We start from the raw sequence: 25,735 nt of genomic DNA on the forward strand, positions 1-25,735 counted from the left end.
ATATCATACTTTTCAGAGAGGAGCGCGGCTCTTATGGATACCACCATGCACGAAGTCATACAATTTATCGAGGAGAATGACGTTAAATTCATCCGTCTGGCCTTTTGCGATATCTTTGGCAACCAGAAAAATATTGCCATCATGCCCACCGAGCTGACCCGTGCGTTTGAACACGGCATCCACTTCAATGCATCCTCGCTGCGCGGCTTCCTCAACGTAGACGCATCCGACCTGCTGCTGTTCCCCGACCCGGCAACGCTGTCCGTGCTGCCGTGGCGGCCTGCACAGGGACGTGTGGTGCGTTTCTACTGCGATATCCGTTATCCGGATGGCACACCCTTCGAGGGCGACGGCCGTCGTCTGCTCCGTGAAGCAGGCCGCCGCGCCCGTCAGTCGGGCTATTCCATCACAATGGGCACGGCAAGCGAATTCTATCTGTTCGAGCTGGATGAAAACGGGCACCCCACCATCATTCCGCACGACCACGGCGAATATTTCGACGTGGCGCCGCTGGACAAAGCAGAAAACGTGCGTCGCCAAATCTGCCTGACACTCGAGGAAATGAATATCCAGCCGGAATCTTCGCATCATGAGCAAGGCCCCGGACAGCACGAAATCGACTTCCGCTATGCAGAAGCGCTTGAGGCAGCGGATAATTTTGTCACCTTTAAGTGGGTTGTCAAGTCCATGGCCGCGTCGAGCGGCCTGTACGCCTCATTCCTGCCCAAGCCCCTGCCCAGCATTCCCGGCAGCGGTTTGCACCTGTCCATTTCCATCATGCGAAACGGAGAAAATCTGTTCCATCCGGGCTTTGACCAGAGTGAAGCCGGCCGCAGTTTTGTCGCAGGCATTTTACAGCATGCGGCGGAAATGACCATATTTGGTAATCCGCTGACCAATTCGTTCCAACGGCTGGGTGAGTTTGAAGCCCCCAAGTATATCACCTGGTCGCATCAGAACCGCTCTCCGCTAATTGCCGTGCCGCTGGCCAACGGCAAACTGGCCAACCGCATGAAAGTGCGCTCATTCGACGGCTGCATCAATCCCTATATTGTTTTTGCCCTGCTTATTCACGCGGGTCTGGATGGCATCGAACAACAGCTCCCCCTTGCTCCCGCGTGCAACGACAATCTGTTCACCGCCTCGGACGCGGTGCGCGCCCAGTATCAGGCACTGCCTGGTTCACTGTGCGAAGCCATCCGCTGCGCACAAGACAGCCCCTTTATCGCCCGTCATCTGCCGGCCAAGACGCGCGAAGCGTTTTTCGCCGCCAAACAGGTCGAGCATGACCGCATCGCGCTGGCGGACGACCGCTTTTCCGCCGAACGTGCGCTGTACTTCGAGCGCTACTGATTTCACTCCCATCCTTACCCGAAAGGAGGGAAACGCTGCTTGGAACGCATTATGATCGTTTCCGCCACGCAAAAATCCCATGTCATGCTGACACAATTTCTCACCTCCTGCGGCGTGCAGGCCAAAACCGTTGCAGTCTCCTCCGGTTCGGAGGCCCGCCGTGCACTGGTGGACGGCGACTTTGACTTGGTTCTAATCAATACGCCGCTGCCGGATGAATTCGGTCACGAGCTGGCACAAACCGCTGCGTGCGATACGCTTGCAGGCGTTATCCTGCTGGCGAAAGCCGAGGTGGCTGACAGCGTTGCCGAAAAAGTAGAGGATGACGGCGTGTTTGTCGTACCGAAACCGCTCTCGCGCACGCTGTTTTTACAGGCGCTGCGTATGACGCGCGCCGCACGCTCGCGTCTGACTGGCTTGCGCAAGGAAAACCGCCGTTTGCAACAGCGCATCGAGGATATCCGTCTGGTCGACCGCGCCAAGTGCCTGCTGATTGAATGCTGCTCGATGAGCGAACCCGAAGCGCACGCCTATATTGAGCAGCAGGCCATGAATCAGCGGCGCACCAAGCGGGAAATTGCGGAACATATTATCTCCGGCGGCACGCCGGAATGACCCGCTTTTGTGCGATACCGCCCAAACTATCTATCTCGCTGCGACAAATTTTTTCCCCTTTTTTTGAAATGGATAGAGAAATTCCCGGCGGATTATGATATACTAAATGGTATATGAGCAACTGCCTGCTGATTGGCCTGCTCATATACCATTTTTTGTTATACCAAGGAGGGAGCCCGCTTGAAGCTGTCCTTCACCAAGATGCACGGCTGCGGCAACAACTACATTTATTTCAACTGTTTTGACCAGACGGTACCCGATCCTTCGTCGCTCTCCGTCCGGCTGAGTGAGCCGCACTTCGGCATCGGCGGCGACGGCATCATCCTGATCTCCCCTTCGGACAAGGCAGATGCGCAGATGCGCATTTTTAACGCCGACGGCTCGGAGGGCAAGATGTGCGGCAACGGCATTCGCTGCGTCGGCAAATATCTGTACGACAACGGTATGACCGCCGGACGCACCACCATCACGGTCGACACGCTTTCGGGCGTAAAAACACTTGAGTTGACCGTCCAAGACGGCAAAATGGTATCTGCCCGCGTGGATATGGGCGCGGCCATCTTGAATCCAGCCGACATTCCGGTTGACATGGAAGGCGAGAAGGTCATCGGCGCGCCAATCGTCGTAGACGAAAAGGTGTATCACATGACTTGCGTCTCCATGGGAAATCCGCATTGCGTCCTCTTCCTCGATGAGGACATCGACGGGCTGGACCTCGAGCGGATCGGCCCCAAATTTGAGCACCATGTGCTGTTCCCGGAACGCGTCAACACGGAATTCGTAAACGTCCTGCCGGACGGCACGCTCAAGATGCGCGTGTGGGAGCGCGGCTCGGGTGAAACCTGGGCCTGCGGCACAGGTGCATGCGCGGTAGGCGTGGCCGCTGTGCTGACCGGACGCGCAACAAAAGGCGAGGATATCACCGTACATCTGCGCGGCGGCGACCTGACCGTGCGCTACACCGACCAGACCGTGTTCATGACGGGCGCGGCAACGACCGTATTTAAGGGGGAAATCGAGTTATGACAAAATATATCTTTGTGACCGGCGGCGTTGTCTCCGGTCTGGGCAAGGGCATCACGGCCGCGTCGCTCGGCCGCCTGCTTAAGAGCCGTGGCCTCAAGGTTGCCGCACAAAAGCTGGACCCATATATCAATGTTGACCCCGGCACGATGAGCCCGTTTCAGCACGGCGAGGTATACGTCACCGACGACGGCGCAGAAACCGACCTCGACCTCGGCCACTACGAGCGCTTCATCGACGAGGATTTGAACAAATTCTCCAACCTGACCACCGGCAAGGTGTACTGGAACGTCCTGAACAAGGAGCGCGCGGGCGAGTATCTGGGCGAAACCGTGCAGGTCATCCCGCATATCACGAACGAAATCAAGTCGTTTATCTACTCGGTTGGCAAAAAGACCTCGGCAGACGTGGTCATCACCGAAATCGGCGGCACGACCGGCGATATCGAATCCCAGCCGTTCCTCGAGGCCATTCGTCAGGTGGCAACCGAGGTCGGCCGCCGCAACTGCCTGTTTATTCACGTTACACTTGTGCCGTTCATCTCCGGGTCGAACGAGCCTAAGAGCAAGCCCACCCAGCACTCGGTCAAGGAACTGCGCGGTCTGGGTATTTCCCCGGACATCATTGTTGCCCGCGTTGATCAACCGCTCGATGATGACATCAAGCGCAAGATTTCGCTGTTCTGCACCGTGCAGGAGGACTGCGTCATCGAAAACCGCACGTTGCCCGTGCTGTATCAGGCACCTATGATGCTCGAGGAGAGCCATCTGTCTGACATCGTTTGCCGCGAACTTGCCATCGGCGCGCCCAAGGGTGATATGAGCGAATGGGTAGAGATGCTTGAGCGCATCGCCTCCCGTAAAGAACACGTCAAAATCGCCCTGGTTGGCAAGTATGTCAAGCTGCACGATGCATACCTCTCCGTTGCGGAGGCATTGCAGCACGGTGGCTATGAAACCGGCTGCTTTGTCGATATCGACTGGGTCGATTCCGAGGAAATCAACGATTCAACCGTGGACAAGCTGCTCGGCGAGGTTGACGGCATCATCCTGCCGGGCGGCTTTGGTCCGCGCGGTATTGAGGGCATGATCTGCGCGGCGAACTATGCGCGCACGCAAGGCATCCCCTACTTTGGCATCTGCCTCGGCATGCAGATTGCGGTCATGAGCTATGCGCGTAACGTGCTCGGCTTTGAGGACGCCAACTCATCTGAGTTTGACCCGGATTCCACCCATCCGGTCATCGACCTGATGGAAAGCCAGCAGGGCATTTCTAAAAAGGGCGGTACGATGCGTCTGGGCGCATATCCGTGCAAAATCCGTCCGGATACCATCATGGCTTCCGCCTACGGCGCAGAGATGATCTCCGAACGCCACCGCCACCGCTATGAATTCAACAACAATTTCCGTGAGCAAATCGAAGGCTACGGCATGCATATCACCGGCACTTCCCCCACGGGCGAGCTGGTGGAAACTGTCGAAATCCCGAACCATCCGTTCTATATCGGCGTGCAGTTCCACCCCGAGTTCAAGTCCCGTCCCAATCGCGCGCATCCGCTGTTCAAGGCGTTTGTCGCAGCATCGCTGAAAAGGAGCAAAGAACATGCAGATCAATAAGCACTATGACAATCTGGAGCAGAGCTATCTGTTTTCCACGATCGCACGCAAGGTAAACGAATATTCCGCCGCTCACCCGGAAGCGGACATCATCCGTCTGGGCATCGGCGACGTCACCCGTCCGCTCGTGCCTGCCGTCATCGACGCGCTGCACGCGGCGGTCGAGGATCAGACAAAGCAGGAAACCTTCCACGGTTACGGCGACGAGCAGGGCTATGGCTTCCTGCACGAAGCGCTCGTCGGCTACTACAAGACCCACGGCGTCACGCTCGACACCAACGAAATCTTCATTTCCGACGGCGCAAAGAGCGACCTCGGCAACATCCTCGACATCTTTGGCGCAGACAACACCGTGCTCATCCCCGATCCGGTTTATCCGGTATATGTGGATACCAACGTTATGGCGGGCCGCAAGGTTGTGTTCATGGATGCGACCGCGGAAAACGGTTTCCTGCCGCTGCCGGACGCTTCCGTCAATGCGGATATCATCTATATCTGCTCGCCCAATAACCCGACCGGTGCGGCATACGACCGCGTGGGCCTCAAGGCCTGGGTAGATTATGCCAATGCGCAGAATGCCGTTATCCTGTATGACGCGGCCTATGAGTGCTTCATCGAAGACGAAAACCTGCCACGCTCCATTTATGAAATCGAGGGCGCAAAGACCTGTGCCATTGAGTTCTGCTCGTTCTCCAAGATGGCAGGCTTCACCGGCACGCGCTGCGGCTGGACGGTTGTCCCGCAGGCACTCATGGATGGCAAGCTGAACAAGATGTGGCTGCGTCGCCAGACCACCAAGTTCAACGGCGTGCCCTACATCGTGCAAAAGGGTGCGGCCGCCTGCTTCACCGAGGAAGGGATGAAGCAGATCAAGGAAACTCTCGGCTACTACAAGCAGAACGCCAAGGTGCTCTCCGAAACGCTCGATTCGCTCGGTATCTGGTACACCGGCGGCAAGTCCAGCCCGTATCTGTGGCTCAAGTGCCCGAACGGTATGGGTTCGTGGGAGTTCTTCGACTATCTGCTCGAAAACGCCAACGTAGTTGGTACGCCGGGTGCAGGCTTCGGCAAGAACGGTGACGGTTTCTTCCGTCTTACTGCCTTCGGCGACCAGAAGCGTACGCTCGAAGCGGCAGAACGCCTGAAAAAGCTGCTTTCCAAGTAAATCAAAGGGCTGTCCGTCGGACAGCCCTTTTGTCATGCAGGAGGAATACACATGGGAGTTTTATTTACCAAACGGTGTGTATTGTGCGGCGAAATGCTGCCCGCCGCCGGGACAGGCAGGGCCATGTTGTGTCCTACCTGCGCATCTGAGATACGGCAAATCTACCGCTGCACCGAAGCCATCCATATTCCAGGTGCAACGGACACCGTAGCTGCGCTGTACTACACCGGAAAAGTCAAGTATGCAATGCAGCGGTTTAAGTTTCAGCATAAGCAGCACTATGCGGACTGGTTTGCCGCACAGATGCTGCCGCTGCTGGCCGATCGGCTGGATGCATGGCAGCCCGACCTCGTCACTTTCATGCCGATTGGCTGGCTGCGGAGACGCGAGCGCGGCTACAATCAGGCCGAACTGCTGGCAAAAGCCATTGCGGAACCGCTTAGCCTGCCCTGTCGGGCGACGCTGCGCAAGCGCGCGTTTACGCCCAAGCAATCTACACAGAAGAATGCCGCCGCACGGCAGAAAAACGCGGAACGGGCGCTGCTGCCGCGGGAAAACACCGAGGTGCGCGGCAAGTCGATCGTACTGGTGGATGACATCATCACCACGGGCGCAACGGCTGCGGCAGCGGTCAATCTGCTGCGCGAAATGGGCGCAACGAGGGTATATGTGCTGGCTGCGGCGCGCACGTCTGGTAAATAGAAAAGTCTTGCTAAAAGTTAAAGGTTATTTCTGTTTCTCCACCATCTTTTGCATCCTGTACGAGCTGATACACGCGGCCATAATTATCGGTATATTCCATCATCAGCTGCAATTGCTCCGGCGGGATGTCCACCGTCCAGTCGACCGAACATTCCGTATGGTAACGCTCCAAATCCGCATCCCACTCAGGTGCCGAAAACGCTGCGCTTTGCAACTCGGTACCCCCTTGCCGCAATACTATCCGTGCACTGACCGGATGGCACCGCATTGGTATAGCATATATCCCATACCAAAACGCCGAAATTGTGCCGGACACACCGGTGACGTCATTTTGTACCCGCACCACATTGTCATCCGGGTTGCTTGCATTCTCACTGCCATGCCATGTGTATCCGCAAGAGATATCAAATTCATTTTCCACACCGCTGACGGTTTCGAGCAGCAGATTGCGCACTCCCCCACTCTCACGGTCCGATAGCGTCAGGTATACGGTAAATGCGTCCCGCATCGGGATTTCTGTTCTGCCCACATAGGAATTATCCTGTTCCAGAATCGCCGCACACGTCCAACTTTCGCCCGCACTCTGAATTGTAAACTTTGGGATATCGGTATCCGGGTTCAGCTCTTTGGGCCGCGCAGACAGCGACAGTTCAAGCGTGGTCGTTACTGTCTTGTTCGGGTTATATTTCAGATCATAAGCAATATCATAGTCCGACAAGGCATCTTCTTCGGGTTGCCCCTCTGCCGGAGCGTATTCCTCACCCGTCTGCTGCATCTGTGCAGACATGTCTTCTACACGCAACCGCAGATTTTCTACTTGTGTTTGCAGCATTTGTACATATCCGATCGAAAATACATTCCCGATAACGCTCACAAACAGCAATAGCGCGACTGCGATGATAAACCATTTGGTCTTTTGTGTCAGCACCGGTGAATACGTGATCTTAAAGCCATCCGGTGCGATGTTTACCCCATCCGGCGGCTTCTGCTCTTTATTCGGCAGCGGCTCGTCTGGCCGCAGCAGCGTATCCACCGGCACACCGAACAGTCGGCTCAGTTCAACCAGATTATCCATTGTCGGCATGGCCTGATCAGCTTCCCACTTGCTTACTGCCTGCCGGGACAGCCCCAGCTTTTCGCCCAGTGCTTCCTGACTCAAGCCCTTCTCACGCCGGAGCGCTGCAATTTTCTCCCCTGTTGTCATATGGGGGCACCTCCTCTCTGTGCTTTCAGTGTGCCTGATATACCGAAAAATCGCCACCAACTCAGCGTTTCTTTTTGTCAACCAGCGGTTGCCTCTGCCATTTTCGATAAAGAAAGCCCCGAAAGACGTCTCCTTCGGGGCTTCTTGCCAATAAGTACACGGGGTTATTCGACTCCCTCACCATCACCATCATGACGGTTGTTAAACGCATATTCCGGGCACTTGGCCTTTGCTTCTTCCTCGGTCTCATAAGGACAAGCACGAACACGGCCCTCTGTCTCAGAAAATGCAACGCACATTTTATCATTTCCGGTAGCAAACCGGCGCCGGAACAAGCACCAGAGTTTCTTCATAACATAACATCCTTTCCTGCTGATTGATAATATTATGACAATAATATTATAACGAACCTGACTAAACTTGTCAATCAGGTTCGTTATTTTTTTATCAAATTCTCAGTAAGGTCTTATTCGCTGAAGAATTCCTCATGGATGGCCTTGACCGCCTTTTCGCTGTCCTCCTCGTTAATCAGGACGGAAATCTTGATTTCCGAAGTGGAGATCATGCGGATATTGATGCCGGCCATGGCCAATGCCTCAAACATCTTGGACGCAACGCCCGCAGAGGATGCCATACCCGCACCAACGATGGACACCTTAGCAACCTTAGTGTTAATCGAAACATCCTCATAGCCGAGCATTTCGGCGTTTTCCTCCAGAATTTTGCCAACGCGCTCCGCATCATCCTCACGAATGGTAAAGGAAATGGACTTTTTATTGTCACGGCCGACCGACTGGAGGATAATGTCGATATTGACATTGTGCTTGGCCATGAGCGAAAACACCTTGAACGCCGTGCCCGGGGTATCCGCTACATTGATAATAGCCACACGCGCACAATTATTATCACGGGCCACGCCCGATACATTCATTTTTTCCATGTGAGAACCCTCCTTGACTTTCGTACCCGGATTGCGGGTAAAGCTCGAAACGACCTCCAGGTCGACGTTGTATTTTTTCGCCATCTCTACCGAACGGTTATGCAGAACCTGCGCACCAAGCGACGCCAGCTCCAGCATTTCATCATACGTAATCGCATCCAGCTTGCGCGCATTGGAAACGATACGCGGGTCTGCGGTGTATACGCCGTCGACATCGGTATAAATCTGGCACAGATCGGCACCCAGCGTCGCCGCAATCGCAACAGCGGTGGTATCCGATCCGCCGCGGCCGAGCGTCGTCACATCTCCGAGCTTGTTGATGCCCTGGAAGCCTGCCACGATGCAGATTTTTCCGTTATCCAGCTCCGCCTGCAGGCGGTCCCCCACGATGCGCTTGATGCGCGCATCCGAATAATTGCTGTTGGTTTCCAGCCCAATCTGCCATCCGGTCAGTGACACAACCGAAAAGCCAAGCTTCTGAATCGCCATCGCCAGCAGCGACATTGAAATCATCTCACCCGTGTTGAGCAGCACATCCATCTCACGCTTGGACGGATGGTCATTCAACTCCGCTGCTTTGGCAATCAGATCATCGGTGGTATCCCCCTGCGCGGAGACCACAACAACTACCTTGTTGCCAGCCTGCGCAGTCTTGGTGACAATATCCGCAACATTTCTCAGCCGTTCGGTGTCCGCCACCGAAGTGCCGCCGAACTTTTGCACAATAAGACTCATACTGATTTCGCTTCCTCCTTATATAGCCTGCCGCAAAAGCGGCCTCGCTCACATGCGTTTCACGGTCGCACCAACCTCGTCGCAGCGCAGCTGCACGGCCTTCCAATGCGGATATTTTTCCGCACAGACCGCCTGCGCACGCGACAGATAGTCGCGGTCCCCCTTATAAACCATCGCAACGATGGACGGGCCGGCGCCCGAAATGAATGCGCCCAGCGCCCCCAGCTGCTTCGCCTCGCGGACAATGTCCTCGCCGTTTTCAATCAGGCCGAAGCGGTATGGCTGGTGCAGGCAGTCCCCCGTCGCCACATCCAGATTTTCCAGCTTGCCGGTTGTCAGACTGCCAGCCAGCAGCGCCGCGCGCACCAGATTATACACCGCATCATGATGTGCGATGGTTTTGGGCAGCGCCGCGCGCGCCTTCTCGGTCGAGAGCTTAAAATCCGGGATAAATACGATAAAGTCAATCGCACCATGCACCGGCACACGCACGTGATGTACATGACCATTCTCCAGCAGCGCCACGCAGAAGCCGCCTAGAATAGCGGGCGTGGAGTTATCCGGATGGCCTTCAATCGTCGCTGCAAGGTCAATGATGGCCTGCCGGTCGAGCGGCTCACCCAGCAGTGCATTCGCGCCCATAATGCCCGCAACCGTGCAGGCCGAGGATGACCCCAGGCCACGCGTCTGCGGGATGGCGCAGTCCTCAATAATTTTCAGGCCTGCAAGCGGCTTACCACATTCATCGTATACCCGTTTTGCACACTGGTAAATCAGATTGCGCGCGTCCTTTGGCACAAACTGACCGTTTTTATCCGAAATATCGATGCGTTCGCTTTCTTCCATATCAATTATGTTATACAATTCGAGCGCAATGCCGATGCTGTCGTAGCCCGAACCCATATTGGCGCTCGTGGCCGGAACAGTAACACGAACCATTTTCCTGTTATCCTCCTCTTACAGCATACGCATGGCAGCACGCACTTCGCCACAAGCGTTCAGCTTTTCCATCTTTTCTTGCATCTCCGCCGTGGACAGTTTGCGTGTCTTGACCACCGTGACACCGTTAACCGGCTCGGTCAGACTTTCCACTGGCAGCAGTGCTTCCAAATCACGCGATGCACCCTTGAAACGAACATACCATGCGCTTTGCAGTGTGTCAAGCGGACGCAGCAAATTTTTCGACCCATCGCCCCAGAAAATCCGACGGCGGTGGTCCGCATGCTCAATGCAGTCAAGCATATCCGCCACAACAGCCGAAGCAGTGGCGAGTTTGCCCGCGCCCTTGCCATAGAACATCACGTCGCCCGTCGCATTGCCATTGACCATAATGGCGTTGAACACATCTTCCACCGCGGCCAGCGGGCTTTCCTTATGAATCAGATGCGGCGCAACATAGGCATAGGCCGTGCCGTCCTCACACCGCACCGTGCGGCCGAGCAGCTTGATCACACAACCCAACTTGTCGGCGTTGGCAACGTCCTCCAGCGTAATCTTGGTGATGCCCTCGCAAGACACCTGCTCAGGGTTAAACTTGTCACCAAAAGCCAAATCTGCCAAAATACAGATTTTGCGGCAGGCGTCATGGCCCTCAATATCAGCTGTCGGGTCCTTTTCCGCGTAGCCATTCAGCTGCGCCTGCTTGAGCGCATCCTCAAAGGTAACGCCGTTATGAATCATCTGTGTCAAGATATAGTTGGTCGTGCCATTGAGAATACCGCAAATCTCGTTGAACTCATTGGCGGCAAGGCATTGCAGCATCGGCCTGATAATCGGGATACCACCGCCGACCGAAGCCTCAAACATATAGTTTACGCCCTTTTCCTCAGCGATTCTGAGCAGCTCTTCACCGCGCGTGGCAACCAGCTCCTTATTGGAGGTGCATACGCTTTTGCCGGCGAGCAGGCAGCGGCGCGTAAACTCGTAGGCAGCCCCCACCCCGCCCATGACCTCGGCTACAACCGTAACCTCAGGGTCGTTTTCAATAACAGAAAAGTCTGTCACAAATTTGTGTCCATACGGCAGCGCAGAAAAATCGCGCAAATCCAGCACATATTTCACCTCGACCGGCTGACCGACCACACGCGCGATTTTTTCGGCATTCATTTCAAACACCTCATATACGCCGGATCCAACCGTACCGTGTCCCATGATTGCTGCTTTTATCATAATCCCGTTTCCTTTCCTTCGGTTCTATTTTTATTCGAATGTCAGTTTTATTCGGATGCCAGAATTTCCACCTTGCTTACGCCCTCCATCTGTTCCGCACGGCGCAGCAGATCCTCAACCGAATACTTCATCTCTCCGGTACGAGCGGCAATGGTCACAGATGCCTGCCCACGCATCGGAATTGACTGATTAACCGTCAACAAATTTGCACCCGAACGAGCCATCAGCCCAAGAATGCTCGATAGCACACCCGGCTGGTCGTGCAACATAAAGTGGAAGGTCACGATCCGATCAGTCGTTGCCTCGAAAAACGGGCGCACACCATCCTTATATTTGTAATACGCACTTCGCGACAGCCCGGCGATTTTCGCCGCCTCACTTGCCGTCGCCGCCCTGCCTGAGGCAATTGCCTCATTCGCTTCGATCACACGCTGGAACACTTCCGGCAGCAGTGTGCGTTCGACCAGATAGTATTTTGGTTTTACCATGCGCTGTTTGTCCTCCCTAAAAAGACATGTGTCTTTCTCACGCTTTCCTATCATACCATAAGCGGACGATAAGTGCAAGGGAATAACTGATAAATTTCCCGAATTTCCGCACGGGCTTTTGTCGGATATGACAAAGAGCTCGTCCTTTTCTGGTCAAATCGCGTATGGTTTTCTTTTGGACGGTATGATATACTATATAGACTTTTGAAAGAAACCGGAGATTAAAAAGATGCATCAAAAAAGTGTGAATGGTACCTTTACTTCTAAAATTGGTTTTGTACTGGCGGCAGTCGGCTCTGCTGTCGGCATGGGCAACATCTGGATGTTTCCTTATCGTACCGGCCAATACGGCGGCGCAGCCTTCCTCATCCCCTATCTGCTGTTTATCGCGCTGTTCGGCTATGTCGGTCTGTCGGGTGAATTTGCCTTTGGCCGATTGACCGGCACTGGTCCGATTGGCTCCTATGAATATGCAATGAAAACGCGCGGCACAAAAGGCGGCGCGATTCTGGGTGCCATTCCGCTGTTCGGCTCGCTGGGCATCGCCATCGGCTATTCGATTATCGTAGGCTGGGTTTTGCGGTGCGCGTTCGGCGCATTGACCGGCACACTTATGTCCACCGAGCCGGAAACCTTTTTTGCTCAGATGAGCGCTACACACCTGTCAAGTGTGCCGTGGCATGCAATCGTCGTGGTAATAACGGTTGCCATCCTGATTTTTGGTGTTTCAGGCGGTATTGAAAAGATTAACAAAGTGATGATGCCCGCATTTTTTATTTTGTTCCTGATTATTGCGGTGCGCGTGCTCTTTCTGCCGGGTGCGCTGGAGGGATATAAGTACCTGCTTGTCCCTCAGTGGGAGTATCTGCTCAACCCTCGCACATGGATTATGGCGATGGGGCAGGCGTTCTTCTCGCTTTCCGTAACCGGATCGGGTATGATCATTTACGGCTCCTACCTCTCCAAAAAGGAGGATGTTGTCCACTCTTCCTGTATGACCGCTGTTCTGGATACCTGTGCGGCCATGCTTGCGGGCTTTGCGGTCATCCCATCGGTATTTGCCTTTGGACTGGACCCCGCCTCCGGTCCCAAACTGCTGTTCATCACACTGCCGCGTGTGTTCCAGCAGATGCCACTCGGCCGTCTGTTTGCATTCCTGTTTTTCATTTCCGTGCTGTTTGCCGGTATCACTTCGCTGGCCAACATGCTGGAAGCGGTGTCTGAGGCCGCCCAGACACGCCTCAAGCTCAGCCGCAAGGTTGCCGTTGTGGTGGCCGGCGCGGCAACACTCGCGGTCGGCCTGCTGATTGAACAGGAAGCCCTGATGGGCCGCTGGATGGATATCATCACGATTTATATCGTGCCGATCGGCGCAATCCTTGGCGCTGTGATGATCTACTGGGTGCTCGGCGTCAAGACCATCAAGAAAGAGCTGATGGAAGGCCGCGAAAAGCCTCTCAGCCCGGCATATGATTTTCTTGCCAAGTATGTCTATGTTTTTCTCGCTGCACTGGTTGTGGTATGCAGCTTTGTGATTCCTGGCGGCATCGGCTGAAACAACGAACAAGGGAGCGGAAAACCGCTCCCTTTTCTTGTGCCGGTCAAACAAAATCCCACGGTTTCCCGTGGGATTTTTTATTATTGCAGGAATCAGTCCTGATTGTCCGAATGAGTAGGCGCATCCTTTTCTTCCTCGCCAGACTCGTCTGCGTCAGCGGCATTGGCAGCGCTTTCCGGTGCCTTGCCAACCTTGGCATCGAGTTCTTCCTTCAGCTCGGTCATCAAATCCTCTCCGACCACCTTATCCGGTACGACTTCGCCGTTATACACCTTCACGAAGGTCTCGCCGTCCATGGTTTCATTTCGGATCAGATATTCCGCTACGCGGGTCATCTGCTCCAGATGCTCACTCAGCAGCTTTTTGCAGGCGCGATACGCCTCTTCAATGATGCGATGAACCTCGTCATCAATCTCCGCCGCCTTGACCTCGGAATAGCCCTTGCCCGCTGCAAAATCGCGGCCCAGAAAAATCTCTCCGCTGTCCGAACCGTAATCGATGGGGCCGATTTTTTCGCTCATACCATAACTGGTGACCATCGCACGGGCCATCTGCGTGGCCTGCTTGATATCGCCGTATGCGCCGGTCGAAATATCCTCCATCGTCAGCTGCTCAGCTACACGGCCGCCCAGGCAGACAATGATATATTCCTCCATATACTTACGGGTGCGATAAGCCTGATCCTCTTCCGGCAACGGCATAGTGAAGCCGCCCGCACCGGAAGAACGCGGAATAATCGTGACATGATGCACGGGATCCTGCGTCGGCAGCACGTGGAAGCAGATTGCATGACCGGCTTCATGATACGCCGTCAGGCGCTTATCCTTATCGGTGATGATGTGGCTCTTCTTTTCCACACCCATAACCACCTTAAGCAAGGATTCCTCAATCTCCTCCTGAGAAATCAGCTTCTTATTACGGCGCGCCGCCAGCAGCGCCGCCTCGTTGAGCAGATTTTCCAAATCCGCGCCGGTGAAGCCCGCCGTGGTCTTGGCAATATCCGCGAACTTTACGTCCGGGTCAAACTGCTTGTTGCGTGCGTGCACCTTGAGAATCTCCTCACGACCCTTAACATCCGGCGCGCCGACATAGACCTGACGGTCAAAACGGCCCGGACGCAACAGCGCATTATCCAAAATATCCTTACGGTTGGTGGCTGCAATGACAATAACGCCTTCGTTTGCGCCAAAGCCGTCCATCTCAACCAGCAGTTGGTTAAGAGTCTGCTCGCGCTCGTCGTGCCCACCGCCGAGGCCTGCACCGCGCTGACGGCCGACCGCATCAATCTCGTCGATAAATACGATTGCCGGCGCGTTTTTCTTGGCCTGCTCGAACAGGTCGCGCACACGCGATGCGCCGACGCCGACATACAGCTCAACGAAGTCCGAACCGGAGATGGACAGGAACGGCACGCCTGCTTCGCCTGCAACTGCACGTGCAATCAAGGTTTTACCGGTACCCGGAGGGCCAACCAGCAGCACACCCTTGGGGATACGCGCGCCGATTTGCACGAATTTCTGTGGGTTTTTCAAAAATTCCACAATTTCCTGCAGTTCCGCCTTTTCTTCGTCCGCACCGGCCACGTCGTTGAACGTCACCTTACGCTTATCGTCCTGCGCCAGACGCGCGCGCGCCTTGCCGAACTGCATCGGGCCTGCGCCGCCGCCGGACTGTTTGTTCATCATAAAATACCAGAATGCGCCAAGAAGCACAAACAGGATGACATACGGCAGGAACTGCGCCCACCACGGAATGGTGGTGGTCACATAATCGACCTCTTTGAGCGTACCGTTCCGCATCTGCTCATCAATGGTTGCACCAAGCTGCGCCCACCAGATATCACGCGAACCGCCCAAATCATAGCTGACTATGCGGTTTTCATCGCGCAGATGCATGGTCAGCACCGAATCGTCTACCTTATATTGGTCCACCTTGCCTTCGGTGAAATAGGTGTACACATCAAAATAGGTAACCGGCTCGGTTTGCTGGGTCTGGCTGATAACATAGCTGACGCCCGCCAGAAGAAACACCAGAATGATGAGATAAAGGCCAAAGCCCTTCATTTTGCCTTTCAAGTTGGTTTGACACCTCTTCCTTGTTTATATTTACTCGCCGCCGTAAACACTCGGCTTCAAAATACCGATATACGGCAGATTGCGGTATTTTTCAGCATAGTCCAGACCGTAGCCGACCACAAATTCATCCGGAATCTCAAAGCCCAGATAATCGACCGGTACATTCACTCTGTGCCGCGCAGGCTTGGACAAGAGCGTGCACAGACGAATAGAACGCGCGCCGTGCGCAGTCAGCACCTGCATCAGATAGCTGAGCGTCACGCCGGAGTCCAGAATGTCCTCCACAATCAGCAGGTCCCGCCCGTCGATCGGCTGCTCGATATCCTTAATGATCTGCACCTCGCCCGAGGTCTTGGTACCTTTACCGTAGCTCGACACGACCATGAAATCCACGTTGCAGGGTGTGTCAATCTTGCGCGTCAAATCAGCCATGAACACATAGGAACCCTTGAGCACGCTGACGATCAGCGGATTCTTATCCCGGTAATCCTCAGTGATGCGTGCGCCCAGCTCCGCGACCTTGTCCGCCAGCTGCTGCTCAGTAAAATAGATTTCCTTGATATCGTCCCGCATATCATATGCCATTTTTCAATACCCCTCTATTTTTATTTGCATCCGCGCGCCCCCCTGCGGGGAACGCGAACAATCCATACCTATATCCTGCACGGCAATCACGCCGGTTTTATCTGCTATGACCGCCAGCCCATCCCGCTTGCAGCGTGGAACTTTACGGTCGATGAGCAGTTTTTTCAGCGTCCGACTGCCGCCCTTTTCCGTCAGTCGAATACGGTCACCCGCCTTGCGTGTGCGAACGCACAACGATACGAAATCTATTGTACCACAATCCACGCAAAAAGTATTGAATGATTTGTAAAAAACTTCGTTTTTTTCTAGGACATGCACCGAAACCCGCACGCTGCCATCCCACAGCATCTGCTCGGACGGCACAGATAGCGGTACCGCAGGCCGCTCCGGTTGGTTTTCCCCGTGTATCAGCCGTAGCACATTGTATTCACGCTGCGCGATGAATCCGTGCGGCAACGCGCAACAGGCGGACGGATTTGCGCTTCCCAGCAGTCGTTCCAGCGCAGAAATATGCTGCGCGGTTACATCCCGCAACGGCATACCGTTCTGCACAAGCAAGCGCCGCAGCGCACGCGCGCGCACCGCGGGATGCACCTGCCGCAGCGGGGCAATCCCCCATGTGCCGTCCGGCCGCTCCGCCTGCGCCAGACATTCCTGCGCCAAACCGCCCAAACAGTCCTCATCCTGCCGAAGCAGATTTCCCAGCCGCGCCACAGCCTGCGCCGCGGACGGCTGAATCGCCCGCAGTACGGGCACGACCGTGTGCCGGATACGATTACGAGTGTAGGTTTCGTCCGCGTTTGTGCTGTCGGTGACATAATCCTGCCCAAGTGCCGCAAGATACGCCTCCACCTGCGCGCGCTCCACCCGCAGCAACGGGCGGATAATCTGCCCTCGCACCGGCGGAATCCCCGCCAATCCCTTCGGGCCGGTACCGCGCACCAGATGGAACAGCACGGTTTCCAGATTGTCATCTGCGGTGTGGGCGGTGGCAATCTTTGTGCCCTGCGCAGCCTCTTGCAGCCGCGCATAGCGAATGTGTCGGGCAGTTTCCTCGACCCCGCTGCCCTGCTGTACCGCCGCGGATACATCCACGCGCTCGACCGTCAGTTCCACGCCCAGCCGGGCGCACAATGTCCGGCAAAACGCCTCATCCCGCTCGGACTCCGCGCCGCGCAGACAGTGATTGAGATGGAAGGCCCGCACCGGATAACCCAGTTCGTACAGCGCGCGCAGCAGCGCCACGGAATCCGCGCCGCCCGACAGCGCCACCAGCACCGACTCATCCTGCTGCAACATTTTATATGCCTCAATGGACTGCTTGACTGTTTCCAGCATAAATTTAGTCTCCATGGATACGGTCGGGGTTGGAGAAGGTCGTGTACTGACCAACCCACTGCAATTCAATCGTACCCGTTGCGCCATGACGGTTTTTTGAAATGATGATTTCCGCGATGTTCTTGTTCTCGCTTTCATCATCATAATAGTCATCACGATAAATAAACATGACAATGTCCGCATCCTGCTCGATGGCGCCGGATTCACGCAGGTCGGACAACATCGGCCGCTTATCCGAGCGCTGCTCGGACGCACGCGACAGCTGCGACAGACATACTACCGGCACATTGAGTTCCTTCGCCATAATCTTAAGCGAACGCGAAATCTCCGCGACCTCCTGCACACGGTTGTCCATGTGCCGTCCGCCGACATGCATCAGCTGCAAATAGTCGATAACAATAAGGCCCAGCTCCTCGCCCAGGCGGCGGCACTTCGCCTTGATTTCGGCAACCGTGATAGCCGGATTGTCATCCACATAGATGTTCAGCCCGGCCAGCACGCCCGACGCGCGGGCAATCTTGACCCAGTCTTCTTCATCCAGATTGCCGGTTTTGAGTTTCTGTGACTCGATGAGCGCTTCACTGGACAAAAAGCGGCTGGCGAGCTGTTCCTTGCCCATCTCGAGCTGGAACACACACACGCCCGTCCCCTTTTTATAGCCGCGCGGCTTATCCTTCACGCTCGCCTTAGCAGCGTTCAACGCGACATTGAGTGCAAACGCTGTCTTACCCATGCCAGGACGCGCCGCAATCAGAATGAGGTCGGATTTATTCAGGCCGGTCAGTGCAGTATCGAGCGCATGGAATCCGGTCGACATGCCCGGAATGTCGCTGTCCGACTTGGCGCGCTCATCCAGCTCGGTATATAGGTCGGCAATGACCTCGCTCAGCTTGGACAGGCCCTTGATTTCGCGTCCCTGCCGGATGCCGTAAATCCGTTGCTCAGCCAGTTCCGCAATGCTGGACGCTTCGCCGCGCGCCTCGAGCGCATTCTGTTGAATCTCGCTGCCCGCATCCGCGAGCTGGCGCAGCAGACTCTTGTCACGCACGATACGCACATATTCATTGACGTTGCGCGCGCCGGGCGTAACCTCCATCAACTGGAACAGGTACGCGCGGCCGCCCGCCTCGTCATAATAGCCCATGCGCGTGAGCATATCTAGTACCGTGACCGGGTCGATACGCTGCGCGCCGTTGAACATGGAATAGATGGTTTCAAAGATGCGCTTGTTCTCGTCGGCATAGAAGTCGTCCGCGCGCACCTGCTCAATCACCTCAGGGATGCAGTTCGGGTCGACCAGCATTGCGCCTAAAAGCGACTGCTCTGCCGTCAGGTCCTGCGGCACCTGCCGCATCAAAAGCTCATCCAAAACCGCACCGCCTTTCTTCGAAAATTCGCTTTGCCGCGCCCCACGCGACCATTATTCCGCAAACCGCTATACGGTTTGCATCCAAACGCCCAGCTTTGCCGGGTGTTTGAATACCCCGACTCAGCCGCCTTTGGCGGCGGCGTTCGGGTATCGAAGAGCGGTTTCTTCGGAACCGCTCTTCGTATATAGGGGGCTTATGAAGCCCCCTATAAGCGTTTTACGCTTCTACTACCTGCACCAGAATCTCGCCTGCGATATCCTGGTACAGCTTTGCCTTGACGCGATGCACACCGAAGGTCTTAATCGGCTCTTCCAGCACGATTTTCTGCTTGGGTACGTTCAAACCGTACTGCTTATTCAGCTCCTCCGCGATTTCCTTGGAGGTCACCGCACCGAACAGACGGCCGCCTGAGCCACCCTTGGCCGGTACTTTAACCGGGCTGACCTTGAGTTTTTCCGCCGCTTCGCGCGCGGCCTGCTGCTCAAGCGCAACCTTGCGTGCATGTGCCTCGTCCTGCGCCTTCTTGACGTTCAGATTATCCGCCGTAGCCGGCTCGGCCAGTCCGCGCGGCATGAGAAAATTGCGGCCGTAGCCCTCACTGACCTCGATAAGGTCGCCCTTCTTGCCCTTGCCCTTGACATCGGCTTTGAGAATGACTTTCATAATTGTGTTAACTCCTTTTCTGACTTTCTGTATCTGATAGAAGCCGAGCGGCTCACTGCTCCGCCGGTTTATCGGTTTGCTGATCGGCAAAATAGCCTTGTATCGCCTCGGTTATCATGCGGTCCGCCTCTTCCGGTGTGGTATTTTTTAGCTGTGCTCCCGCTGCCGTGTGATTGCCGCCGCCGCCCAGCCGCTCCATGAGCAGCTGCACGTTGACCTGTCCGGATGCACGCGCAGACACCGCCATATCATTACCGCTGCGGAATGCCACCACGCTTGCTCGTGTGCCGATAATACTCAGCAGCTCGTCTGCCGCCTGTGCCGCCGCAACACGGTCCACTTCCTCATCCGTGATGGCAAAAATAACACCCTGTCCGCAGTCCCGCGCAGAAGAAATAATCTTCTGCCGCTCCATATACTGCGTGAAGCTGGACTGGAACAGATGCTTGACATCACTCGCCTCCGCACCCGCACGACGCAGATAGGCGGCCGCCTCAAAGGTGCGCACGCCGGTGCGCATTGAGAAGCCCTTGGTATCCAGATAGATGCCCGCAAGCATCGCTTCAGCCTCGCCTGTCAAAATACCGCTGGTCGGCACCAGATATTGCAGCAGCTCGCTGACCAGCTCGGATGCGGACGACGCATACGGCTCATGCAACGAAACAACCGCATTTTCAATATAATCCGCTGCACGGCGATGGTGGTCGATAACCGCCACCTTGTTGATGGATTGCAGCAGTGCTTCATTTTCAACATAACCCGGACGGTTGACGTCCACCACGATTAAAAGCGTATTGAAATCGCACAGAATCATCGCGTCCTCCGCGCTGATGAATACATCCTTGTACTCTGGCAACGTCTCCAGCCGTTCGATCAGATCACCCGCCATGGTATGTTCACGGTCGACCACAACATGAACCGGCTTGCCCTTGACACGAGCAGCACACACCATACCGGCTGCGGCGCCGATGGCATCCATATCACTGTTCCGGTGGCCCATAATCAGCACCTGCGAGGAATCACGGATGAGCTGAGAAAGCGCGTTTGCCACCACGCGGCTTTTGACCTTGGTGCGCTTTTCGACCTCCTCGGTCAGACCGCCGTAAAACTCAAAGGTATAGCGGTTTTTGATAACCGCCTGATCACCGCCGCGCGACAACGCCATATCAATTGCAAGTCCAGCGTATTGATAGCACTCTGCCAGCGTTTCGCCGTCCTTACCGATACCGATGGACAGCGTTGCAATGACGCCTTCGTGGTTCTGAATATCGCGCACATCCTGCAAAACCGCAAACTTGCGCGCGCTGAGCTTGTCAAGCTCGGCATTTTCGATGATGAAAATGTATTTATCGCGGTCATATTTGCGCAGCACTGCATTACAGTCCTTGATCCACGAAAACAACCGTTTATCGATGCCCGCCAGAATGGTCGATTTCTCGGAATCGGTTGCATTCTTGGTCAGCTCCTCATAGTTGTCGATTGCAATGACCGCAATTGCAGGACGGCGGGTTTCCGCCGCGTCGCGCAGCTGCACATATTCCGTGCAGTCCAGAAAATGCAGCATCATCATCTGTCCCGCGTCACTTTGCACCAGACTGCCGAACACATGATACGCATTCCGTCCCATTCGCAGCTCACCGGGAAACTCGGTTTTCCCTTCAATCAGCCAACGGGTTTCAAAGGTCGGCGCAAGTTCGGTCAGCCGCATATGCCGCGCACCGGCAAACTGCCCGGTGATGTCCGCAAACGCACTGTTTGCCCAGACAATTTCACCCGTCGTTGCCAGCGCCACCACGGTCGGCAGCGGAGAATGCGTCACCGCGGGGTGGATTTCCCCGCCGTCAATCACAATGTTGTCCATCAACACCTGCATCTGACGGCTGCGCTCTTCCTGCCCATGCAGCGCAATCATGCGCAGAATCACACCGATGACAAGTCCAATCAATCCATATATGACGGAAAAATACATACTGCCCAAGGCAAACAGGAGAAACAGCACAAAAAACACTCGGCTGCCCGCCCGAAGTGTTTTTCGAGATGGCTTATTCAACTTCTCGTCCCCCTTTCGGACGCAAAAATTCACGTTAATTATACCATCGCTCCGCTATAATGTAAACAAAAATCGTATAAAGCGTCTCTGCGCTGTGCAGATTGCATCCCGTCCTCGACATATTGACAGCGGCATCCCCTCAGGGTATGATAATTTTACGAAAGCGAGGCGACAAATTATGGCACAATACATCCTGGCTCTGGATCAGGGCACCACCAGCTCGCGTGCCATTCTGTTTGACCGTGAGCAAAATATTCTGGCCATTCGCCAGCATGAACTGACGCAGCACTATCCGCATGAAGGCTGGGTCGAGCAGGATCCGATGGATATCTGGTCGACCCAATACGCCGCGATGCTTGAAGTTCTGGCCGCCTCCGGCGTCTCGCCGCGAGAAATTAGCGGCATCGGCATCACCAACCAGCGTGAAACCACCATCCTCTGGGATCGGCAGACCGGCCGGCCGATTTATAATGCTATCGTTTGGCAATGCCGCCGCACAGCCGATATCGTTGACGGACTTGTAGCACAGGGTCTTTCCGATCACATTCGACAAACCACCGGTTTGATACCGGATGCCTACTTTTCCGGCACAAAAATCAAGTGGATTCTTGACCATGTAGAGGGTGCGCGAGAAAAAGCCGCGCGCGGCGAGATTCTGTTCGGCACAGTGGATTCCTGGCTGGTCTGGAAACTGACCGGCGGCAAGGTGCACATCACGGACGCGACCAATGCTGCTCGAACCATGATTTTCAACATCCATACGCTGGACTGGGACGACACCCTGCTGGATGCGCTCGACATTCCGCGCGCCATGCTGCCGCGCGTGTGTTCTTCGAGCGAAGTGTATGGTTCAGTCGCCATACCGGGCGGCGATATTCCCATTGCCGGCATTGCAGGCGACCAGCAGGCCGCTCTATTCGGACAGACCTGTTTTGCGCCGGGCGATGCAAAAAACACCTATGGCACCGGCTGCTTCCTGCTGATGAACACCGGCACACAGGCGTGTGAAAGCAAAAACGGACTGCTCACCACCATTGGCATCCGTATCGGGGACGAAACCCAGTATGCGCTCGAGGGCAGCGTCTTTGTCGGCGGTGCAGTCATTCAGTGGCTACGGGATGAAATGCGCTTTTTCGCAGAAAGCCGCGACGCGGAATACTATGCAAAAAAAGTGCCGGATACAGGCGGCGTATATCTTGTGCCCGCATTCACCGGCCTTGGAGCCCCGCACTGGGACATGTATGCGCGCGGCTGTCTCATCGGCCTGACGCGCGGCACCTCCCGTGAGCACATCATCCGCGCCGCCCAAGAATCCATCGTCTATCAGGTCAACGACCTGCTGGACGCAATGGCACGCGATACCGGCGTGCCGCTGTCCTCGCTCTCAGTGGACGGCGGCGCAAGTCGTGACAGCTTCTTAATGCAGTTTCAGGCAGACATCTCGCACTGTACCATCCGCCGCCCTGTCATGCGTGAAACGACAGCGCTGGGCGCATGCTATCTGGCAGGACTTGCCACCGGCGTATGGCACAGCCGAAAAGAGCTGACACAGCTATGGCGCTGTGATACATTCTATGAGCCGGCCATGGAAGAGGATACCCGCCGGCGGCTGCTGGCAGGCTGGACAAAGGCGGTCGGCCGGAGTCTGGACTGGGAGGAGCACAGCTAAAAAGGAAAGAACGGCCTTAGGAAGGCCGTTCTTTTTTCTTGCGTAAAATTGCGTAATCGTCCACCGCAAACGGAAAGGAAAAATGCACCCGCATCTGCGGTACGTTAAACAGATCCAGCGCCTCGCCCTCGTCGTTAACCACACCATCCGCGTGGAAACGATATGGCGGCTTGCCCGGCTGGATAAGTTCCAGCTCCTCGCCTTTGAAAATGCGGTTTTTCAAAGCAAACACCGCATGTCCGTCCGCACCGCAGTCGACTGGCATGCCTACCACTTCGTATTCACGAATATACTGGCTGTCTCCATAGTGCTGTCCGTTTTCCTCCGAACCGAAATAGAATCCGGTGTAGTATTCACGGTGGCTGACCTTGTTCACTTCCTCGCGGCAGAACTGCGGCAGCACAAATCCCGCCGGATCGGCAGCATAAGCGTCAATCGCTGCGCGGTATGCGCCGGTCACACAAGCGGTATAGTACGCCGTCTTGTTGCGTCCCTCGATTTTAAAGGAATTCACCCCGGCGCGCACCAATTCCGGAACATGCTCAATCATGCACATATCCTTGGAATTATACAGATAGGTGCCGCGGGCATCCTCCTCAACCGGGAAAAACTCACCCGGCCGCTTTTCCTCCATCAACGTGTAATTCCAGCGGCAAGGCTGGGCACACGCGCCGTGATTGGCATCCCGTCCGGTCATATACTGCGAAATCAGGCAGCGGCCGGAATAGGAAATGCACATCGCACCATGCACAAACGCTTCAATTTCCAGTTCTTTCGGGGTTTTCGCGCGAATCTCTGCGATTTCCTCCAGCGACAGCTCTCGCGCGAGCACAACGCGCTCCGCACCTAAATCCGCCCAGAAGTTCGCTGCCTCGTGATTGAGGATGCTGGTCTGTGTCGAAATGTGCAGCGGCACCTTGGGTGCATAGCGCTGCGCCAGCCGAATCACCCCCACATCCGCCACAATCAAGGCATCGGCCCCCGCGTCCGCGAGCAGCTCCAAATACGCGGGCAGCGCGGGCAAATCGCACTCAGAAGGCATGATGTTGACCGTAATATAGCATTTTACGCCGTGCGCATGCGCATAGGCAATGCCTGCGCGGAGCTCATCATCAGCAAAGTTTGCGGCAGCGGCCCGCATTCCGAACCGCTGTCCCGCAAGATACACTGCGTCCGCGCCATACGCGATGGCAAAACGCATCTTTTCCATATCGCCCGCAGGCGAAAGCAACTCCGGCATCTTATTGTTCACCGCTGCCCTCCGTATTAGAGGCTTGGGCCGCCGCTGCGGCCTGCGCCGCATTGGACTTCGCAATATTCGCCTCATGCTCTGCATAGCTGTTGGCAAACAGATGCGTGCCGTCCGGCATAGCTACATAATAGTAGTAATTATGCTGTTCCGGATGAGAAGCCGCATACAGGGATGCATAACCCGGATTACAAATCGGTCCGGGCGGCAAGCCTTGCTTGGTATACAGGTTATACGGCGTATCAGACGCCAAATCCTCATTGCTGAGCGTGCCGCCCGTCCGACCAAGGCCGTACAGCACGGAAGCATCCACCTGCAGATACGGGAATTCGCTGGCATTATTCAAACGGTTGTAGATAACGCCCGCAATCGTCGCGCGCTCGCTGTCCACCTGAGCCTCGCGCTCAACCAGCGATGCAATCGTTACAATATCATGCATCGACCGGCCAAGGCTTTCCGCACCGGCCTGGATGTCCGCATCATATTTGTTCTCAAAGTTGTTGAGCATTTTGTTGATGGTGTCGACCACCGTTGCATTACCCTTGTAAATTTCGTAGGTATCCGGGAACAGATACCCCTCCAGCCAGCCTTCGGTTGCCGGCAGCTCATTCTGCAGGAAGGTGTGCTTGAACGGATATTCGTTCAGTGCTTCGTTAAGCGCATCCTCGGTACAGACATGCTCATCGAGCAGCAGCTGCTTGATTTGCGCAACCGAATAGCCCTCCGGAATGGTAATTTTCATTGTTTCCTTGCTCGAAGCATTGACCAGCGTATCAATAATCTGACCATAGTCCATATTGGGGTTGAGCGAATACGATCCAGCCAGTACACCATTATTGTCGCCCTTGATACGGACATAAAGCTTGAAAATAGTGCCGTAATTGATGACGCCTTCGTCATCAAGCTGCTTTGCCAGCGAAATCAGGTCGGTATTTTCCGAAACCGTGATTTCCTTCACTGCATTTTCCTTGACAAACGCAAAAACGTCATTGGCAATAAAAATTGCCGCCAGCGACAGAATAATCGAAACACCCAGCACGGCAATGACATAAACCACCGTACCTGCACATCCGCCGTTGATTTGGCGACGGCTGCGGCGGCGGTGCTGCTGCGGCTGCGGAATCCTCTGTGTCTCCTGATTGATATTATTGTCCATTGTCTCACCTCA

At 55.3% G+C, this 25,735-nt stretch carries 22 protein-coding genes; 8 read left to right on the forward strand and 14 right to left on the reverse strand.

What is annotated here, in order from left to right:
- Nucleotides 1-33 precede the first annotated feature (33 nt).
- The 6 genes from ACTQ34_RS04840 (at nucleotide 34) to ACTQ34_RS04865 (ending at nucleotide 6,474) form a co-directional block, all read left to right on the forward strand.
- On the forward strand, nucleotides 34-1,353 hold the full coding sequence (locus ACTQ34_RS04840) for a glutamine synthetase family protein (RefSeq protein WP_441362758.1): 1,320 nt from the start codon (nucleotides 34-36) through the stop codon (nucleotides 1,351-1,353).
- Between the two features lie 39 nt (nucleotides 1,354-1,392).
- A complete protein-coding gene (locus ACTQ34_RS04845) occupies nucleotides 1,393-1,968 on the forward strand; it encodes an ANTAR domain-containing response regulator (RefSeq protein ID WP_441362759.1) in 576 nt (191 codons plus the stop codon).
- A gap of 180 nt (nucleotides 1,969-2,148) precedes the next feature.
- Nucleotides 2,149-2,994, forward strand: a complete 846-nt coding sequence (gene dapF / locus ACTQ34_RS04850) for a diaminopimelate epimerase (protein ID WP_441362760.1) — start codon at nucleotides 2,149-2,151, stop codon at nucleotides 2,992-2,994.
- Nucleotides 2,991-4,607, forward strand: a complete 1,617-nt coding sequence (locus ACTQ34_RS04855) for a CTP synthase (protein ID WP_441362761.1) — start codon at nucleotides 2,991-2,993, stop codon at nucleotides 4,605-4,607. The genes dapF and ACTQ34_RS04855 overlap by 4 nt, the downstream gene beginning before the upstream one ends.
- Nucleotides 4,594-5,772, forward strand: a complete 1,179-nt coding sequence (locus ACTQ34_RS04860) for an LL-diaminopimelate aminotransferase (protein WP_441362762.1) — start codon at nucleotides 4,594-4,596, stop codon at nucleotides 5,770-5,772. The genes ACTQ34_RS04855 and ACTQ34_RS04860 overlap by 14 nt, the downstream gene beginning before the upstream one ends.
- A 51-nt stretch (nucleotides 5,773-5,823) precedes the next feature.
- Nucleotides 5,824-6,474, forward strand: a complete 651-nt coding sequence (locus ACTQ34_RS04865; RefSeq protein ID WP_441362763.1) for a ComF family protein — start codon at nucleotides 5,824-5,826, stop codon at nucleotides 6,472-6,474.
- A 10-nt stretch (nucleotides 6,475-6,484) separates the two neighbouring features.
- On the opposite strand, the gene ACTQ34_RS04870 is transcribed toward ACTQ34_RS04865, so the two are convergent.
- The 6 genes from ACTQ34_RS04870 to ACTQ34_RS04895 form a co-directional block, all read right to left on the reverse strand.
- Complete coding sequence (locus ACTQ34_RS04870) at nucleotides 6,485-7,678, reverse strand: helix-turn-helix domain-containing protein (RefSeq protein WP_441362764.1); 1,194 nt, start codon at nucleotides 7,676-7,678, stop codon at nucleotides 6,485-6,487.
- A gap of 164 nt (nucleotides 7,679-7,842) precedes the next feature.
- Nucleotides 7,843-8,031: a hypothetical protein gene (locus ACTQ34_RS04875; protein ID WP_373163381.1), complete on the reverse strand. Its 189-nt coding sequence runs from the start codon at nucleotides 8,029-8,031 to the stop codon at nucleotides 7,843-7,845.
- A 113-nt stretch (nucleotides 8,032-8,144) separates the two neighbouring features.
- Nucleotides 8,145-9,353 (reverse strand): aspartate kinase, encoded by a 1,209-nt coding sequence (locus ACTQ34_RS04880; RefSeq protein WP_441362765.1) that lies wholly within the window; start codon nucleotides 9,351-9,353, stop codon nucleotides 8,145-8,147.
- A 48-nt stretch (nucleotides 9,354-9,401) separates the two neighbouring features.
- On the reverse strand, nucleotides 9,402-10,292 hold the full coding sequence (gene thrB / locus ACTQ34_RS04885; RefSeq protein WP_441362766.1) for a homoserine kinase: 891 nt from the start codon (nucleotides 10,290-10,292) through the stop codon (nucleotides 9,402-9,404).
- An 18-nt stretch (nucleotides 10,293-10,310) separates the two neighbouring features.
- Complete coding sequence (locus tag ACTQ34_RS04890; protein ID WP_441362767.1) at nucleotides 10,311-11,522, reverse strand: homoserine dehydrogenase; 1,212 nt, start codon at nucleotides 11,520-11,522, stop codon at nucleotides 10,311-10,313.
- A gap of 47 nt (nucleotides 11,523-11,569) precedes the next feature.
- Entirely contained in the window at nucleotides 11,570-12,010 is a 441-nt protein-coding gene (locus tag ACTQ34_RS04895) for an ACT domain-containing protein (protein ID WP_441362768.1), read from the reverse strand.
- 229 nt (nucleotides 12,011-12,239) lie between these two features.
- On the opposite strand from ACTQ34_RS04895, the gene ACTQ34_RS04900 reads away from it, so the two are divergent.
- Nucleotides 12,240-13,565, forward strand: coding sequence for a sodium-dependent transporter (locus tag ACTQ34_RS04900; protein WP_441362769.1), 1,326 nt, complete (start codon nucleotides 12,240-12,242; stop codon nucleotides 13,563-13,565).
- Between the two features lie 95 nt (nucleotides 13,566-13,660).
- On the opposite strand, the gene ftsH is transcribed toward ACTQ34_RS04900, so the two are convergent.
- The 6 genes from ftsH to ACTQ34_RS04930 form a co-directional block, all read right to left on the reverse strand.
- Entirely contained in the window at nucleotides 13,661-15,631 is a 1,971-nt protein-coding gene (ftsH, locus tag ACTQ34_RS04905) for an ATP-dependent zinc metalloprotease FtsH (protein WP_441362804.1), read from the reverse strand.
- 42 nt (nucleotides 15,632-15,673) lie between these two features.
- Entirely contained in the window at nucleotides 15,674-16,228 is a 555-nt protein-coding gene (gene hpt, locus ACTQ34_RS04910; RefSeq protein WP_441362770.1) for a hypoxanthine phosphoribosyltransferase, read from the reverse strand.
- 3 nt (nucleotides 16,229-16,231) lie between these two features.
- Nucleotides 16,232-17,566, reverse strand: coding sequence for a tRNA lysidine(34) synthetase TilS (gene tilS / locus ACTQ34_RS04915; protein WP_441362771.1), 1,335 nt, complete (start codon nucleotides 17,564-17,566; stop codon nucleotides 16,232-16,234).
- A 4-nt stretch (nucleotides 17,567-17,570) separates the two neighbouring features.
- Complete coding sequence (gene dnaB, locus ACTQ34_RS04920) at nucleotides 17,571-18,935, reverse strand: replicative DNA helicase (protein ID WP_441362772.1); 1,365 nt, start codon at nucleotides 18,933-18,935, stop codon at nucleotides 17,571-17,573.
- Between the two features lie 217 nt (nucleotides 18,936-19,152).
- Nucleotides 19,153-19,599 carry a 50S ribosomal protein L9 gene (gene rplI, locus ACTQ34_RS04925; protein ID WP_295945583.1) on the reverse strand — a complete coding sequence of 149 codons (447 nt, stop codon included), beginning with the start codon at nucleotides 19,597-19,599 and terminating at the stop codon, nucleotides 19,153-19,155.
- Nucleotides 19,600-19,651: 52 nt separating this feature from the next.
- Complete coding sequence (locus ACTQ34_RS04930) at nucleotides 19,652-21,649, reverse strand: DHH family phosphoesterase (RefSeq protein ID WP_441362773.1); 1,998 nt, start codon at nucleotides 21,647-21,649, stop codon at nucleotides 19,652-19,654.
- 178 nt (nucleotides 21,650-21,827) lie between these two features.
- Here ACTQ34_RS04930 and glpK point away from each other — a divergent pair, with 178 nt between their 5' ends.
- Nucleotides 21,828-23,318: a glycerol kinase GlpK gene (glpK, locus tag ACTQ34_RS04935; protein WP_441362774.1), complete on the forward strand. Its 1,491-nt coding sequence runs from the start codon at nucleotides 21,828-21,830 to the stop codon at nucleotides 23,316-23,318.
- Between the two features lie 16 nt (nucleotides 23,319-23,334).
- On the opposite strand, the gene ACTQ34_RS04940 is transcribed toward glpK, so the two are convergent.
- Nucleotides 23,335-24,570, reverse strand: coding sequence for a peptidase U32 family protein (locus ACTQ34_RS04940; RefSeq protein ID WP_441362775.1), 1,236 nt, complete (start codon nucleotides 24,568-24,570; stop codon nucleotides 23,335-23,337).
- The gene (gene mltG / locus ACTQ34_RS04945) at nucleotides 24,560-25,723 is read right to left on the reverse strand and encodes an endolytic transglycosylase MltG (RefSeq protein ID WP_441362776.1); all 1,164 of its coding nucleotides are present in this window, start codon (nucleotides 25,721-25,723) and stop codon (nucleotides 24,560-24,562) included. Before mltG ends, ACTQ34_RS04940 begins: the two co-directional genes overlap by 11 nt.
- Nucleotides 25,724-25,735 lie beyond the last annotated feature (12 nt).

It is taken from the genome of Agathobaculum sp. LCP25S3_E8 (assembly GCF_052117165.1).
GTDB lineage: Bacteria > Bacillota > Clostridia > Oscillospirales > Butyricicoccaceae > Agathobaculum.

Excerpts from the sequence above, each read along its gene's own strand:
- ACTQ34_RS04840 (WP_441362758.1), top strand. The coding sequence starts at position 34 with ATGGATACCACCATGCACGAAGTCATACAATTTATCGAGGAGAATGAC.
- ACTQ34_RS04855 (WP_441362761.1), top strand. The coding sequence starts at position 2,991 with ATGACAAAATATATCTTTGTGACCGGCGGCGTTGTCTCCGGTCTGGGC.
- ACTQ34_RS04860 (WP_441362762.1), top strand. The coding sequence starts at position 4,594 with ATGCAGATCAATAAGCACTATGACAATCTGGAGCAGAGCTATCTGTTT.
- ACTQ34_RS04865 (WP_441362763.1), top strand. The coding sequence starts at position 5,824 with ATGGGAGTTTTATTTACCAAACGGTGTGTATTGTGCGGCGAAATGCTG.
- ACTQ34_RS04870 (WP_441362764.1), bottom strand. The coding sequence starts at position 7,678 with ATGACAACAGGGGAGAAAATTGCAGCGCTCCGGCGTGAGAAGGGCTTG.
- ACTQ34_RS04875 (WP_373163381.1), bottom strand. The coding sequence starts at position 8,031 with ATGAAGAAACTCTGGTGCTTGTTCCGGCGCCGGTTTGCTACCGGAAAT.
- ACTQ34_RS04880 (WP_441362765.1), bottom strand. The coding sequence starts at position 9,353 with ATGAGTCTTATTGTGCAAAAGTTCGGCGGCACTTCGGTGGCGGACACC.
- thrB (WP_441362766.1), bottom strand. The coding sequence starts at position 10,292 with ATGGTTCGTGTTACTGTTCCGGCCACGAGCGCCAATATGGGTTCGGGC.
- ACTQ34_RS04890 (WP_441362767.1), bottom strand. The coding sequence starts at position 11,522 with ATGATAAAAGCAGCAATCATGGGACACGGTACGGTTGGATCCGGCGTA.
- ACTQ34_RS04895 (WP_441362768.1), bottom strand. The coding sequence starts at position 12,010 with ATGGTAAAACCAAAATACTATCTGGTCGAACGCACACTGCTGCCGGAA.
- ACTQ34_RS04900 (WP_441362769.1), top strand. The coding sequence starts at position 12,240 with ATGCATCAAAAAAGTGTGAATGGTACCTTTACTTCTAAAATTGGTTTT.
- ftsH (WP_441362804.1), bottom strand. The coding sequence starts at position 15,631 with ATGAAGGGCTTTGGCCTTTATCTCATCATTCTGGTGTTTCTTCTGGCG.
- hpt (WP_441362770.1), bottom strand. The coding sequence starts at position 16,228 with ATGGCATATGATATGCGGGACGATATCAAGGAAATCTATTTTACTGAG.
- tilS (WP_441362771.1), bottom strand. The coding sequence starts at position 17,566 with ATGCTGGAAACAGTCAAGCAGTCCATTGAGGCATATAAAATGTTGCAG.
- rplI (WP_295945583.1), bottom strand. The coding sequence starts at position 19,599 with ATGAAAGTCATTCTCAAAGCCGATGTCAAGGGCAAGGGCAAGAAGGGC.
- glpK (WP_441362774.1), top strand. The coding sequence starts at position 21,828 with ATGGCACAATACATCCTGGCTCTGGATCAGGGCACCACCAGCTCGCGT.
- mltG (WP_441362776.1), bottom strand. The coding sequence starts at position 25,723 with ATGGACAATAATATCAATCAGGAGACACAGAGGATTCCGCAGCCGCAG.